This window comes from Streptomyces sp. NBC_01750, from assembly GCF_035918095.1.
Taxonomy (GTDB): Bacteria; Actinomycetota; Actinomycetes; order Streptomycetales; family Streptomycetaceae; genus Streptomyces.
In genome coordinates, this window is record NZ_CP109137.1 from 2,174,589 (window position 1) to 2,188,521 (window position 13,933).

Genomic DNA, 13,933 nt, shown 5'->3' on the forward strand with positions numbered 1-13,933 from the left:
GTCACTCGGCGAGGCCGACCACCAGCCAGATGAAGCCCACGCCTCCCGCCGTGCACAGCAGGGTGGAGCGGGCGGGGTGGGCGTGGTGTGCCTCGGGGAGGATCTCGGCCGCGGCGAGATAGAGCAGGGCGCCTGCGAAGAAGCCGAGATAGCTGCCGAGGAGTTCCACCGGCAGCGTGAACAGCAGCGTGGACGCCGCACCGGCGATCGGCGCGAGCGCGTCCGCGACGAGCATCGCGATCGCCTTTCTGCGCGTGTTCCCGTACAGGCTGGTGATCGTGTACGTGTTGAAACCGTCCGCGAAGTCGTGGGTGACGACGGCGAGCGCCACGGCCGCGCCCATGCCGCCGCCCACCTGGAACGCGGCGCCGATGGCGATCCCGTCCATCAGGCTGTGGCCGACCATCGCCGCGGCCGCCGTCAGCCCCACCTGGGGCACCCGCTCGGCCTCGTCAGCCCCGTGCGCCGCCTGACGAACGGCCAGCAGCCGCTCCACCAGGTGCGCCGCGAGGAAGCCGCCGACAAAGAGCAGCAGCCCCTGCGGCACCCCGAACACCTTGTGGCCGGCCGCCTCCAGCGCCTCCGGCAGCAGGTCCAGGCCGACCACGCCGAGCATCAGCCCGCCGGCCAGACCGAGTACGAGGTGGCGGCGGTCGGTGACGCGTTGCGCCGTCCAGCCGCCGAACAGCGTCATCAGGAACGCGCCGAGCGCGACGAACACCGCCATGCGCCCTTGCTAGCCGATTGACCCGCCTCTTCGCACGCTCCCCATCGAGATCCGCCCGAATCACCCGAATGACCCGAGAGGACCCCCGCTCATGGCCGATGCCGCCACTCACGGCAAGGTGACCTTCGTCGGCGCCGGCCCTGGCGCCGCCGATCTGCTGACGTTCCGCGCCGCCCGTGCCATCGCCGACGCCGACATCGTCATCTGGGCGGCGAGCCTGGTGCAGGCCGACGTCCTTGACCACGCCCGCGAGGGCGCCGAGATCCTCGACTCGGCGGCCATGTCGCTCGAGGACGTCGTCGCCGTGTACGAGCGGGCGCTCGACGAGGGCCTGCGGGTCGCCAGGATCCACTCCGGCGACCCCGCCCTCTGGGGCGGCACCCAGGAGCAGCTCGACCGGTGTGTGGATCTCGGCCTGGAGGTCGAGATCGTGCCGGGCGTCTCGTCGTTCTCGGCGGTCGCCGCGATCGCGCAGCGCGAGCTGACGATCCCGGAGGTCGCGCAGTCCGTGATCCTGACCCGGCTCGGCGGCGGCAAGACGCCGATGCCGCCGGGCGAGGAGGTACGGGAGTTCGCGCGGCACGGCACGACGATGGCCCTCTTCCTGTCGGCGGCACGCTCGGGCCAGTTGACGCAGGAGCTGCTGGAGGGCGGCTATCCGACGAGTACGCCGGTGGTCATCGCGTACCAGGCGACCTGGCCGGAGGAGCTGATCCTGCGCTGCACGATCGGCACGCTGGAGGAGACCGTCAAGGAGCACAAGCTCTGGAAGCACACGCTGTTCCTGGTCGGTCCGGCGCTGGCGGCTTCCGGTACGCGCTCGCACCTGTACCACCCGGGGCACTTCCACGGCTTCCGGAAGGCCGATCCGGCCGCCCGCAAGGCGCTGCGCGCGCAGGGCGCGACACCGTGATCACGGTCATCGGTACGGGGACGGGCGTACCGCTCTCCGTACGCGACGGCGAGGCGCTCGCCGCGGCCACGCTGGTGGTGGGTGCCCGGCGGCATCTGACGGCGGCGTGCCGTGCGGCCGATGTGCCCGCCGACGCGCAACAGCTGGTGCTGGGGCCGCTCGCGCCGGCGCTCGATGTGATCGGGAAGAAGCTGGCCGGCGGCGCGGCCGGGGTGGTGGTGCTGGCCTCGGGCGACCCCGGATTCTTCGGGATCGTACGGGCGTTGGCCGAGCGGTTCGGCGCGGACGCGCTGGACGTCCGGCCGGGGGCGCCGTCGGTGGCGGTCGCCTTCGCGCGGATCGGATTGCCGTGGGACGACGCGGTCGTCGTCAGCGCGCACGGCCGTGATCTGCGAACCGCGGTCAATGTGTGCCGAGCGCATCCCAAGACCGTTGTGCTGACCGGTCCCGGCTCGGGGCCCGCGGAGCTGGGCGCCGAGCTGGCGTACCGGGCCACGGAGCGGACGCTGGTGGTGGCGACGGCGCTCGGCGACCCGGCGCACGAGCGGATCGAGAGGATGTCGCCCGCGGAGGCGGCGGCGCGCGAGTGGGACGCGGTGAGCGTGGTGCTCTGCCTGGACGAGCGGCGGGCGCTGTCGCCGGCGCAGCGGACGGTCTCGGTGCCCACCGGTCCGGACCGGTGGGCGCTGTCCGAGGGAGAGTTCGAACACCGCGACTCGATGATCACCAAGTTCGAGGTGCGGGCGCTGGCGCTGGCCCGGCTCGGGCCGCGTACGGGCGACCTCGTGTGGGACATCGGCGCGGGGTCCGGTTCGGTCGCCGTGGAGTGCGCGCGGTTCGGCGCGGCGGTGGTGGCCGTGGAGAAGACCTCCGACGGCGTGGAGCGGATCCGCGCGAACGCGGCCGCGCACGGTGTGGACGTACGGGCCGTGCACGGCGCGGCACCGACGGTGCTCTCCCATCTGGCGGACCCTGACGCGGTGTTCATCGGCGGGGGCGGCGCGGAACTGCCCGCGATCGTCACCGCGTGCGCGCGGCGGGCCCGGCGCACGGTGGTGATCGCGCTGGCCGCGCTGGACCGGGTGGCGGCGGTACGGGCCGCGCTGGCCGCCGCCGGGTTGGTGTCCGACGGCGTACTGCTGCACTCGTCACGGCTGGCCCCGCTGCCCGGAGATGTGACACGGCTGGCGGCCGTCAACCCCGTCTTCCTGCTGTGGGGCGACCGCCCCGCGGATTCGGTGAACGAAGGAGCAATTCAGTGATCGGCCTGATCTCCGCGACGGCGGCGGGCGCCGCCGCCCGCGACCGGCTGGCCGCGGCCTGGCCCGGCCGCACCCGGGTGTACGAGGGCCCGGTGCGCGAGTCGGTGGAGCGCGCGTTCGCGGAGTGCGAGCAGCTGGTGTGCTTCCTGGCGACGGGTGCGGTGGTACGGCTGATCGCCCCGCTGCTCGCGGGCAAGTCGGCGGACCCGGGCGTGGTGTGCGTGGACGAGGCGCAGCGGTTCGCGGTGTCGCTGCTGGGCGGCCACGGCGGCGGCGCGAACGAGCTGGCGGCGGACGTCGCGGACGTCCTGGGCTGCGCTCCGGTGGTGACGACGGCGACGGACGCGACGGACATCCATGGCCTGGACACGCTGGGCCTGCCGGTGGAGGGCGCGGTCGCGGCGGTGACGCGGGCGGTGCTGGACGGCGAGCCGGTGGCGCTGCGGGCGGACGCGGTGTGGCCGCTGCCGCCGCTGCCGCCGAATGTGCGTGCTGAGGCGGGTACTGACGGTGCCCCGAACGTGGGTGCCGGCGCGACCGCGGTCCTCCGGGTGACCGACCGGCTCGTCGAACCGGGCGCACGGGAAGCCGTGTTGCGGCCCGCGTCGCTCGTCGTCGGGGTCGGAGCGTCCAAGGGCGCTTCCGTCGAGGAGGTGCTCGGGCTCGTCGAGGAGTCGCTGCGCGACGCCGGGCTCTCCGTGCTGAGCGTCGTGGAGCTGGCGACGGTCGAGGCGAAGGCGGAGGAGCCCGGGATCGTCGGAGCCGCGGAGCGGCTCGGAGTGCCGGTCGTCACGTACGCGGCGCAGCAGCTGTCCTCGGTCACCGTGCCGAACCCCTCCGGCGCGCCGCTCGCCGCCGTGGGGACTCCGTCGGTCGCGGAGGCCGCCGCGCTCATGGGCGGAGGCGAACTCCTGGTCCCGAAGCGGAAGTCGAACCCCGAGGGGCGCGCGGCGATGGCGACCTGCGCGGTCGTGCGCAGGCCGCGGCGCGGCCGGCTGGCCGTGGTCGGACTCGGGCCCGGGGCCCGCGATCTCCTCACTCCGCGCGCCACCGAGGAGCTGCGGCGCGCCTCCGTACTGGTCGGGCTCGATCAGTACGTCGACCAGATCCGCGACCTGCTCAGGCCCGGCACGCGCGTGATCGAGTCCGGCCTCGGGGCGGAGGAGGAACGGGCCCGTACGGCAGTGGCCGAGGCCCGCTCCGGACATGCGGTCGCACTGATCGGGAGCGGTGACGCGGGCGTGTACGCGATGGCCTCGCCCGCGCTCGCCGAGGCGTCCGACGACATCGACGTGGTCGGCGTACCGGGCGTCACTGCGGCGCTCGCGGCAGCAGCGATCCTGGGTGCGCCGCTCGGGCACGACCATGTCTCGATCAGCCTGTCCGATCTGCACACCCCGTGGGAGATCATCGAGCGCCGGGTGCGGGCCGCCGCGGAGGCGGACATCGTCGTCACCTTCTACAACCCGCGCAGCCGCGGCCGCGACTGGCAGCTCCCGAAGGCGCTGACGATCCTCGCCGGGCACCGGGAGCCGGGGACGCCCGTGGGTGTCGTACGCAACGCGTCGCGCGTGGACGAATCCAGCCGCGTGACAACACTCGCCGGACTGGATCCGACGACGGTGGACATGATGACGGTCGTGACGGTCGGCAACACGGCCACGCGCGAGATCGCGGGCCGTATGGTGACGCCGCGCGGCTACCGGTGGCAGTCGTGAGGGCGCGCGGCGACGCGCTCGCGAGCGCGGAGGGGCGCGGGGCGCGTGTGCCCTGCCCCGGCGGCGGGTCGACCGCCGGAAGGGCACCCCGTCACGCGGGCACGGGCACAGGCACGAGCACGGACGCAGGCACGGACGCAGGCACAGGCACATGCGCGAGCACGGGCACAGGCAGGCGCGCAGGCACAGGCAGGCGCGCAGGCACAGGCAGGCGCGCAGGCGAGCACGGCACACCCGTGTCGCGTCCCGGCAGCGCCCAGGCCTGTCCGCCGTCGCCGCCGGCCGCGCCCGCCCGAGCGGGACTGGACCACGCGCCCACGGCCCGCTCCGCCGGTGGCGCTCCCGCCCGGTCCTCGGCCCTCCGCAGCACCCCAGCCACATGGCGCGGACCGCTCACCCCTTCGCGCCCGCCGGCGACCGCCGGCACCGCACCCCTCACCCACCGCCGCCACCCCGGAGTCGCCTCGTGACCCGCGTCGTCCATCCCATCGAGCAGGAGTCGTTCCGACGGCTCCGGTCCCGGCTCGATACCAGCGGGTTTCAGCCACTGACGCGGGCCGTCGTGGAGCGGGTCATCCACTCCGCCGCCGATCTCGAGTACGCCACCGATCTCGTCTGCGACGAGACCTCCCTCGCCGCAGCGCACGACGCGCTGCACACCGGTTCGCCGGTCGTCGCCGATGTCGAGATGGTCGCCGCCGGGATCACCCGGCGCGAGACCGTCTGCAGGCTGAGGGACGCCAGGTCCGGCCCGGGGCTCACCCGTTCCGCGCACGCGATCCGCCTCGCGTACGAGCAGGTCGGGCCCGGCGCGATCTGGGTGATCGGCTGTGCGCCGACCGCTCTCGAGGAGCTACTCGTCCTCGACGCCGCTCCCGCGCTGGTCATCGGGCTGCCCGTCGGTTTCGTCGGCGCGGCCGAGTCCAAGGCCGCGCTGCGCGAGAGCGGGCTGCCGGCCGTCAGCAACCTGTCCGAAAAGGGCGGCAGCGCCGTCGCCGCGGCCGCACTCAATGCTCTGCTGTACCACCCCCACACCAAGGAGAACGCGTGACCACCCCGCCCGCACTGCTGATCGCCGGCCACGGCACCCGCGACGAAGCCGGGGCCGAGGCCTTCCGGGACTTCGTACGGGAGCTGGGGCGGCGCCATCCCGAACTCCCCGTGGCCGGCGGCTTCATCGAGCTGTCCCCGCCGCCGCTCGGCGACGCCGTCACCGAGCTGGTGGAGCGGGGCGTGAAGCGCTTCGCCGCGGTGCCGCTGATGCTGGTGTCCGCCGGGCACGCCAAGGGCGACATTCCGGCGGCGCTTGCCCGCGAGCGGGAGCGGCACCCCGGGATCTCGTACACCTACGGCCGCCCGCTCGGCCCGCACCCGTCGCTGCTGCGTGTCCTGGAGCGGCGGCTCGACGAGGCGCTGGCCTCCACGGTCCGTACGCCGTCCGACCGCGCCGATGTGACCGTGCTGCTGGTGGGCCGCGGTTCGACCGACCCGGACGCCAACGCCGAAGTACTCAAGGCGGCCCGGCTGCTGTGGGAGGGGCGGGGGTACGCGGGTGTGGAGACGGCGTTCGTCTCGCTCGCCGCTCCCGATGTACCGAGCGGTCTCGACCGGTGCATGAAGCTGGGGGCGCGCCGGATCGTCGTACTCCCGTACTTCCTGTTCACCGGCATCCTGCCGGACCGGGTACGTCAGCAGACGCAGGGCTGGGCGGAGGCTCATCCCGAGGTCGAGGTCGTGTCGGCCGATGTGATCGGCCCCGCCGAGGAGCTGCTGGACCTGGTCATGGAGCGCTACCGGGAGGCCGTCGCCGGCGACATCCGGATGAACTGCGACTCCTGCGTGTACCGGATCGCGCTGCCGGGCTTCGAGGACAAGGTGGGCATCCCGCAGCAGCCCCACTTCCACCCGGACGACGACGGCCACCACCACAGCCACGGGCACCACCACGGCAGCCATGCGCACTCACACTGACGCACACGATCTGCGTCACCACGGTGACGCCGAGGTGCGGGACGCGCACCTCACGGACCTCGCGGTCAATGTCCGGGCCGGCACTCCCCCGGACTGGCTGCGCGAGCGCATCGCCTGCTCGCTGACGGCCCTGGCGGCCTATCCGGACGGGCGCGCGGCGCGCGCGGCGGTCGCACAGCGGCACGGTGTGCCGGTGGAGCGGGTGCTGCTGACGGCGGGGGCCGCCGAGGCGTTCGTGCTGCTGGCACGCGCACTGACGGTACGTCAACCGCTGGTGGTGCACCCGCAGTTCACCGAGCCGGAGGCGGCACTGCGGGACGCGGGCCACGAGGTGGCGCGGGTGCTGCTGCGCGAGGCGGACGGCTTCCGGCTCGACCCGGCGGCCGTTCCCGACGCGGCGGACCTGGTGATGATCGGCAATCCGACGAACCCCACGTCCGTACTGCATCCGGCCGCTGACATCGCCGGACTGGCCCGCCCCGGACGGGTGCTGGTGGTCGACGAGGCCTTCATGGACGCGGTGCCCGGTGAGTCCGAGTCACTCGCGGGACGGACCGACGTCCCGGGGCTGGTGGTGCTGCGGAGCCTCACCAAAACCTGGGGTCTGGCCGGTCTGCGGATCGGCTATGTGCTCGCCGAGCCGGAGACGGTCGAGGCGCTGGAGCGGACCCAGCCGCTGTGGCCGGTCGCGACACCCGCGCTGGCCGCGGCCGAGGCATGCATGGAGCCGGCCGCGCTCAAGGAGGCCGCGCAGGCCGCGCACGGGATCGCGACGGAGCGGACGCATCTGCTCGCGGGGCTCGCGGAGTTCGACGAGGTACGGGTGGTGGAGGCGGCCGAGGCTCCCTTCGTCCTCGTACATGTGCGGCGTGGCGCCGAGGTGCGGGAGCGGCTGCGCGGTCTGGGCTTCGCGGCCCGGCGCGGCGATACGTTTCCGGGGCTCGGGCCCGACTGGCTGCGGCTCGCGGTACGCGACCGGGTGACCACCAACCGCTTTCTGCAGGCGCTCGACCAGGCGCTCACCATGGTCGGCGGCTGACGCCCCGCACGGCCTCGCGTGCGGGGCGACCGGACGCCGGGTGTCAGCTCCTGGACCGGGCTCGGGCCAGCACCATCGCGGCGCCGCCCGCCGCCAGCAGCAGCACCGCGCCGCCCGCGAGGTACCGGGTCATGGAGTTGCCGCCGGTCTCGGCGAGGTCCTCCTCGGCGGGGGCCTCGCCGGACTGCGCCCGCACACCGCCGCTCGGTCCCGAGGACGGTTCCCGCGCGGCGGGCGATTCGCATGTCGCCTCGGCGAGCGTGACCACGCCGGTGACGTCGGCGACGTTCAGCTTGAGCGGGTTGACCGACACCTTCAGCTCGAGCGCGGTGGCGGCGGCCGTACGGGACGTGGTGTGTGTCTTCGACAGATCGAGCGTCACCTCGCCGACCCCCGGCACCTCGACCCGGGTGGGGCCGCTGGTGGAGAGCGTGACCTTCTTGCCGAGCACGGTCACCCGGCCGAGCAGATTCGACTCGGCCACCGGCTGCTTGCCCGCCTCACAGACGGCCTTCGACGTGACCTCCTCGATCTCGACGAGCGAGAGCAGCGGCAGTCCGGGCACATGCAGCCTGGCGCGGGCGAGGTTTGCGTAACCCTCGGCCCGGCGCCGGTCAGCGGTGGCCTTCGCGGTGGCCACGTCCGCGCGCAGCACCTGGACGGGCCTGCCCCGGTCGACCCCGTCCAACTGCACGGTCAGCGCGGTCTTCTCGGCACCGGCAGGGGCCCGCACCTCGTTGAGCGTGGCCTTGAGCGGGACGTCGACGGTCTTGTCGAGCAGGGACACATCGAGCCCGGTGCGGAGCACGACCGCACTCGCCCGTCCCTCGCCGCCACCCCCTGTGGCGTGCGCCGGCCCGGCGACCGCGACGGGTCCTGCGACCAGCGCGGCAGCTGCCGCCGCGGCGGCGCAGCGGCGTGCGGGCATGCGGAAGGTGTTGCTGTTCAAGATGGTGGAACCCCCACAGGAGACACGGCGCCGCTGCCGCCCCGCTGGGACGCACGGACGGCGGCGACTTGGGACACCGGAATCCTTGCGCACCGAGAGTGAACCAACAGACACCTGGAGCGAGTTCACCCCAACGTGGAGTTTCCGTGTCCGTATTCGATTCTTGAGGTACGAGTGTTCCTGCGGGGCCACCCTGTGGCCGCGAACGGGTGGTGCGCCGGTCGATCGAACCGGCTCGCACGTGAAGTGCCTCGACGAACGGCGGCAGCCTCGGTCACGCTGGGTCACCACGACTGCCGGAGGGGAGCGGCGCTCGTCAGCCGATCACACGGCCGTTGAGGATCACCCGCCGCGGCGCCGCCAGCGCCCTGACGTCCGCCCGCGGATCCGTGTCGTAGACCACCAGGTCCGCCGGCGCGCCCTCCTCCAGCACGGGGCGGCCCAGCCACTGACGCGCCCCCCAGGCCGTCGCCGACAGCGCCTGGACCGGCGGGATGCCCGCCTTCACCAGTTCCGCCACCTCCGCGGCGACCAGACCGTGGGCCAGCGAGCCGCCCGCGTCCGTACCGACGAAGACCGGGATGCCCGCGTCGTACGCCGCGCGCACCGTGTCGTAGCGGCGCTCGTACAGCCGGCGCATATGGGCGGACCAGTCGGGGAACTTCGCTTCGGCGCCCGCGGCGAGGTCCGGGAACGTCGCGATGTTGACCAGCGTCGGGACGATCGCGACGCCCCGCTCCGCGAACAGCGGGATGGTGTCCTCGGTGAGCCCGGTGGCGTGTTCGATGCAGTCGATGCCCGCTTCGACCAGGTCCCGGAGCGCGACCTCGGCGAAGCAGTGCGCGGTCACCCGCGCGCCCAGCCGGTGCGCCTCGGCGATCGCCGCAGCGACCTCGCCGCGCGGCCAGCAGGCGGTCAGATCGCCCGCGTCCCGGTCGATCCAGTCCCCGACGAGCTTGACCCATCCGTCGCCGCGCCGCGCCTCCCGCGCGACATACGCGACAAGGTCGCCCGGCTCGATCTCATGGGCGTAGTTGCGGATGTAGCGGCGGGTGCGCGCGATGTGCCGGCCCGCCCTGATGATCTTCGGAAGGTCCTCGCGGTCGTCGATCCAGCGGGTGTCGGACGGCGATCCGGCGTCGCGGATGAGCAGCGTGCCCGCGTCCCGGTCGGTGAACGCCTGCTTCTCGCTGGTCGTCTCGTCGACCGCGCCGTGATGGTCAAGACCGACATGGCAGTGCGCGTCGACCAGACCGGGCAGCGCCCAGCCCGCGACGGTGAGCGCCTCGGCGCGCGGCCGTTCGTACGTGATCCGGCCGTCCACCGCCCACAGCTCGTCCCTGACGTCGTCGGGACCGGCGAGCACCCGCCCCTTCACATGCAGCACCACGCGATCGCTCATGTCCAGCACTGTACGAGGCGCTGGGTACCCTCGGCGCGGCCGACCGGACACGGCGGCACGCGCACCGGCGCACCGGTGCTCGGCGGCGGTCTCGAGCCGTACGTCCACGAGGTGCGGGAGGCGGCGCCGGTGGCCACAACGCTGCGTGCCCCGGCCGGAGTCGACGCCTCCGAGCTGGTCGCGACGCTCTCGCGGCCGACCCGTCGCTGCCGCTGATCGCGGGTGGCTGGGTACGTGCCCAGGAGATTCTCCGGGGCAACCACTACGGCGCGGACGCCACCCTCGCCACCGTGCGATCCACGCCGGCGCTGCTGGGCGCGGCGCCAGGCGAGTCGGGTGTGCGGGTGGACCCTGAGGCGGCCCGGCGCACGGCCGCCGTGGCCTGACGCCATCCGTGAAGTGACCGCGGTCACGGCGCAAAGCATTCCTCGGGGATTTAAAGTCGCGTTAAATTGGAATAGACGGAAGCCGCTTTATTACGGGCAGCTTCCCGTATTCGTCTGCCCCGGTTTGCCGATCCTAAACACCAAGCTTTCGACAGGATCGACTGACGTAATTCGGACGGATCTCAAGAGGGTTACCTGCGTGTGACCGACTCCACAGCGCGTCCGATTAACCCCCATAATTCCGGCGCAAAAGCCCTGAAAATGGCGCCTCGCCGCCCCGAGGCTCGCGCCCGCGCGATAACACAAGGAGGCGCATCACCCAACCCCTTCCCTCGATGCATTTTTTGAATTTGCTCGGTAAATTTCCTCTGCATGACCGCCGCACAAGAAGACCTTGTACGAGCCAAGACCCCGAGCGAATTTCTGGAGATCGATACCCCACGAGTGGAGGACGGAGCCGCGATCTGGCGCATCGCCCGCGACTCCGAGGTCCTGGACCTCAACTCCTCGTACAGCTATCTGCTGTGGTGTCGCGACTTCGCCGCCACCTCCGTGGTGGCGCGCGGCTCCGACGGTGAGCCCATCGGCTTCGTCACGGGCTACGTACGCCCTGACCGCCCCGAGGCACTTGTCGTCTGGCAGGTCGCCGTCGACCAGGCGCACCGCGGCCGTGGACTCGCCGGCGTACTGCTGGACGCGCTGACCGTCAGGGTCACCGACGGCCGCGGGGTCCGTGAGATCGAGACGACCATCACCCCGGACAACGCCGCGTCCGACCGCCTTTTCACCTCCTACGCCCAGCGCCACGGGGCGCGGCTGGAGCGCGAAGTCCTCTTCGACGGCGGGCTGTTCCCCGAAGGAACGCACCAGCCGGAAGTGCTCTACCGCATCGGCCCCCTCTCCGCCTGACCTCCCCCACATCTGGAGACTGCTGTGACCATCACCCCGCCCGCCCTGAGTGTCTTCGAGACCCTGGAGTCGGAGGTACGCAGCTACTGCCGCGGTTGGCCCGCCGTGTTCGACCGCGCGCAGGGCAGCTACCTCCACGACGAGGACGGCCACACCTACCTCGACTTCTTCGCCGGCGCCGGATCGCTCAACTACGGGCACAACAACCCGGTGCTGAAACGCGCGCTGATCGACTACATCGAGCGCGACGGCATAACCCACGGCCTGGACATGGCCACCACCGCCAAACGCGCCTTCCTCGAGTCGTTCCAGAACGTGATCCTGCGGCCGCGCGATCTGCCGTACAAGGTCATGTTCCCCGGCCCGACCGGCACCAACGCGGTCGAGTCGGCGCTCAAGCTGGCCCGCAAGGTGAAGGGGCGCGAGTCCGTCGTCTCGTTCACCAACGCCTTCCACGGCATGTCGCTGGGCGCGCTCGCCGTCACCGGCAACGCCTTCAAGCGCGCCGGCGCCGGCATCCCGCTCGTGCACGGCACGCCGATGCCTTTCGACAACTACTTCGAAGGCCAGGTCCCGGACTTCATCTGGTTCGAGCGGCTGCTCGAGGACCAGGGCTCCGGCCTCAACAAGCCGGCCGCCGTCATCGTCGAGACGGTGCAGGGCGAGGGCGGCATCAATGTGGCCCGCGCCGAGTGGCTGCGAGCCCTTCAGGACCTGTGCCACCGCCAGGACATGCTGCTGATCGTGGACGACATCCAGATGGGTTGCGGCCGTACCGGCGGCTTCTTCTCCTTCGAGGAGGCCGGCATCACGCCGGACATCGTCACCCTGTCGAAGTCCATCAGCGGCTACGGACTGCCCATGTCGCTCTGCCTGTTCAAGCCGGAGCTGGACATCTGGGAGCCGGGCGAGCACAACGGCACCTTCCGCGGCAACAACCCGGCGTTCGTCACCGCCACCGCCGCGCTCAACACCTACTGGGCCGACGGCCAGATGGAGAAGCAGACTCTGGCGCGGGGCGAGCAGGTCGAGCGTGCGCTGCTGGCCATCGTCGACGAGAGCGCGGGGACCGGACTGAGCTTCCGCGGCCGCGGCCTCGTCTGGGGCCTGGAGTTCGAGGACAAGGCACGTGCCTCGGCGGTCTGCGCCCGCGCCTTCGAGCTGGGGCTGCTGCTGGAGACCTCTGGTCCCCAGAGCGAAGTGGTGAAGCTTCTGCCCGCGCTCACCATCTCCCCCGACGAGCTGGACGAGGGCCTGCGCACCCTGGCCCGTTCCGTCCGCGAAACGGCCTGACACCACCGTACGAGAAAGGCAGCGACTCACCGTGATCGTCCGATCGTTCAAGGACATCGAGAACACCGAGCGCCATGTGAAGGCCTCTTCCGGCACCTGGGAGAGCAAGCGCATCGTGCTCGCCAAGGAGAAGGTCGGCTTCTCGCTCCACGAGACCGTGCTGTACGCGGGTACGGAGACGTCGATGTGGTACGCGAACCACATCGAGGCCGTGCTCTGCGTGGAGGGCGAGGCCGAGCTCACCGATGACGAGACCGGCGAGACCCACTGGATCGAGCCCGGCACGATGTATCTGCTGGACGGCCACGAGCGCCACACCATGCGCCCCAAGACCGACTTCCGCTGTGTCTGCGTCTTCAACCCGCCGGTCACCGGACGGGAGGACCACGACGAGAACGGCGTCTACCCGCTGCTCACCGAGGAGGGCTGAACGATGACCACCGCCCCTGTACGCACCGACCTGTACCCGACACGCGGCGCGGGCGAGGTGACCACTCCGCGCCAGGACCCGGTTGTGTGGTCCGCGCCCGGGGCGCCGGGGCCGATCGTCCCCTCCGAACTCATGGGCTTCGAGCGGGACGGCTTCCTGACCGTCGACGAGCTGATCACGCCGGACGAGGTCGCGCTCTACCGAGCCGAGCTGGAACGGCTGGTCACCGACCCCGCGGTACGTGCCGACGATCGCTCGATCATCGAGCCGAAGTCGAGAGACGTGCGCTCGGTCTTCGAGGTGCACAGGCTCAGCGAGATCTTCGCCGGTCTGGTGCGCGATGAGCGGGTGGTGGGCAGAGCCCGGCAGATCCTCGGCTCGGACGTGTACGTCCACCAGTCCCGTATCAATGTGAAGCCGGGCTTCGGCGCCTCGGGCTTCTACTGGCACTCGGACTTCGAGACCTGGCACGCCGAGGACGGTCTGCCGAACATGCGCACCGTCTCCGTCTCGATCGCGCTGACCGAGAACCGTGACACCAACGGCGGCCTGATGATCATGCCCGGTTCGCACAAGACGTTCCTGGGCTGTGCGGGCGAGACGCCGAAGGACAACTACAAGAAGTCACTGCAGATGCAGGACGCGGGCACTCCCTCGGACGAAGCGCTGACCCGGTACGCCGACCGGCACGGCATCCGGCTCTTCACCGGCCGGGCCGGTTCGGCGACCTGGTTCGACTGCAACTGCATGCACGGCTCCGGGGACAACATCACCCCGTACCCGCGCAGCAATGTCTTCATCGTCTTCAACAGCGTGGAGAACGCTGCCGTGAAGCCGTTCGCGGCGCCGGTGCCCAGGCCGGAGTACATCGGAGCGCGGGACTTTACTCCGGTGCGGTAAGCCACTTCTGGCCGACGGCCGGCCCGCGGCGAAG

The 13,933-nt window shown here is 71.9% G+C and carries 13 protein-coding genes and 1 pseudogene; 11 read left to right on the forward strand and 3 right to left on the reverse strand.

The features are described 5' to 3' along the window. Position 1 precedes the first annotated feature (1 nt). Positions 2-727 carry a ZIP family metal transporter gene (locus OG966_RS09835; RefSeq protein WP_326649087.1) on the reverse strand — a complete coding sequence of 242 codons (726 nt, stop codon included), beginning with the start codon at positions 725-727 and terminating at the stop codon, positions 2-4. Between the two features lie 91 nt (positions 728-818). On the opposite strand from OG966_RS09835, the gene cobM reads away from it, so the two are divergent. The 6 genes from cobM to cobC all read left to right on the forward strand — a co-directional run bounded on the left by cobM (position 819) and on the right by cobC (position 7,630). Beyond that, the gene (gene cobM, locus OG966_RS09840; RefSeq protein ID WP_326649088.1) at positions 819-1,640 is read left to right on the forward strand and encodes a precorrin-4 C(11)-methyltransferase; all 822 of its coding nucleotides are present in this window, start codon (positions 819-821) and stop codon (positions 1,638-1,640) included. Further along, positions 1,637-2,902 (forward strand): precorrin-6y C5,15-methyltransferase (decarboxylating) subunit CbiE, encoded by a 1,266-nt coding sequence (gene cbiE / locus OG966_RS09845; RefSeq protein WP_326649089.1) that lies wholly within the window; start codon positions 1,637-1,639, stop codon positions 2,900-2,902. Before cobM ends, cbiE begins: the two co-directional genes overlap by 4 nt. Then, complete coding sequence (gene cobJ, locus OG966_RS09850) at positions 2,899-4,620, forward strand: precorrin-3B C(17)-methyltransferase (protein ID WP_326649090.1); 1,722 nt, start codon at positions 2,899-2,901, stop codon at positions 4,618-4,620. Before cbiE ends, cobJ begins: the two co-directional genes overlap by 4 nt. 466 nt (positions 4,621-5,086) lie before the next feature. After that, on the forward strand, positions 5,087-5,671 hold the full coding sequence (locus tag OG966_RS09855) for a precorrin-8X methylmutase (RefSeq protein WP_326649091.1): 585 nt from the start codon (positions 5,087-5,089) through the stop codon (positions 5,669-5,671). After that, positions 5,668-6,591 carry a sirohydrochlorin chelatase gene (locus OG966_RS09860; protein WP_326649092.1) on the forward strand — a complete coding sequence of 308 codons (924 nt, stop codon included), beginning with the start codon at positions 5,668-5,670 and terminating at the stop codon, positions 6,589-6,591. The genes OG966_RS09855 and OG966_RS09860 overlap by 4 nt, the downstream gene beginning before the upstream one ends. Continuing rightward, positions 6,575-7,630: an Rv2231c family pyridoxal phosphate-dependent protein CobC gene (gene cobC, locus OG966_RS09865; RefSeq protein ID WP_326649094.1), complete on the forward strand. Its 1,056-nt coding sequence runs from the start codon at positions 6,575-6,577 to the stop codon at positions 7,628-7,630. Before OG966_RS09860 ends, cobC begins: the two co-directional genes overlap by 17 nt. 43 nt (positions 7,631-7,673) lie before the next feature. On the opposite strand, the gene OG966_RS09870 is transcribed toward cobC, so the two are convergent. Further along, positions 7,674-8,579: an SCO1860 family LAETG-anchored protein gene (locus OG966_RS09870; protein ID WP_326649095.1), complete on the reverse strand. Its 906-nt coding sequence runs from the start codon at positions 8,577-8,579 to the stop codon at positions 7,674-7,676. 316 nt (positions 8,580-8,895) lie between these two features. After that, complete coding sequence (locus OG966_RS09875; RefSeq protein ID WP_326649096.1) at positions 8,896-9,981, reverse strand: amidohydrolase family protein; 1,086 nt, start codon at positions 9,979-9,981, stop codon at positions 8,896-8,898. 57 nt (positions 9,982-10,038) lie between these two features. Between OG966_RS09875 and OG966_RS09880 the strand changes: the two are divergent. From OG966_RS09880 to thpD, 5 genes and pseudogenes are all read left to right on the forward strand, one after another. Beyond that, a pseudogene (locus OG966_RS09880) lies at positions 10,039-10,367 on the forward strand (alanine--glyoxylate aminotransferase family protein); the annotation flags it as partial. A gap of 372 nt (positions 10,368-10,739) precedes the next feature. Further along, the gene (ectA, locus tag OG966_RS09885) at positions 10,740-11,276 is read left to right on the forward strand and encodes a diaminobutyrate acetyltransferase (RefSeq protein ID WP_326649097.1); all 537 of its coding nucleotides are present in this window, start codon (positions 10,740-10,742) and stop codon (positions 11,274-11,276) included. Between the two features lie 24 nt (positions 11,277-11,300). Further along, positions 11,301-12,569: a diaminobutyrate--2-oxoglutarate transaminase gene (gene ectB / locus OG966_RS09890; protein ID WP_326649098.1), complete on the forward strand. Its 1,269-nt coding sequence runs from the start codon at positions 11,301-11,303 to the stop codon at positions 12,567-12,569. A 31-nt stretch (positions 12,570-12,600) separates the two neighbouring features. Next, positions 12,601-12,999 carry an ectoine synthase gene (locus OG966_RS09895; protein WP_326649099.1) on the forward strand — a complete coding sequence of 133 codons (399 nt, stop codon included), beginning with the start codon at positions 12,601-12,603 and terminating at the stop codon, positions 12,997-12,999. A 3-nt stretch (positions 13,000-13,002) separates the two neighbouring features. Then, positions 13,003-13,899 (forward strand): ectoine hydroxylase, encoded by an 897-nt coding sequence (thpD, locus tag OG966_RS09900; protein WP_326649101.1) that lies wholly within the window; start codon positions 13,003-13,005, stop codon positions 13,897-13,899. The last annotated feature ends 34 nt before the right edge of the window (positions 13,900-13,933 follow it).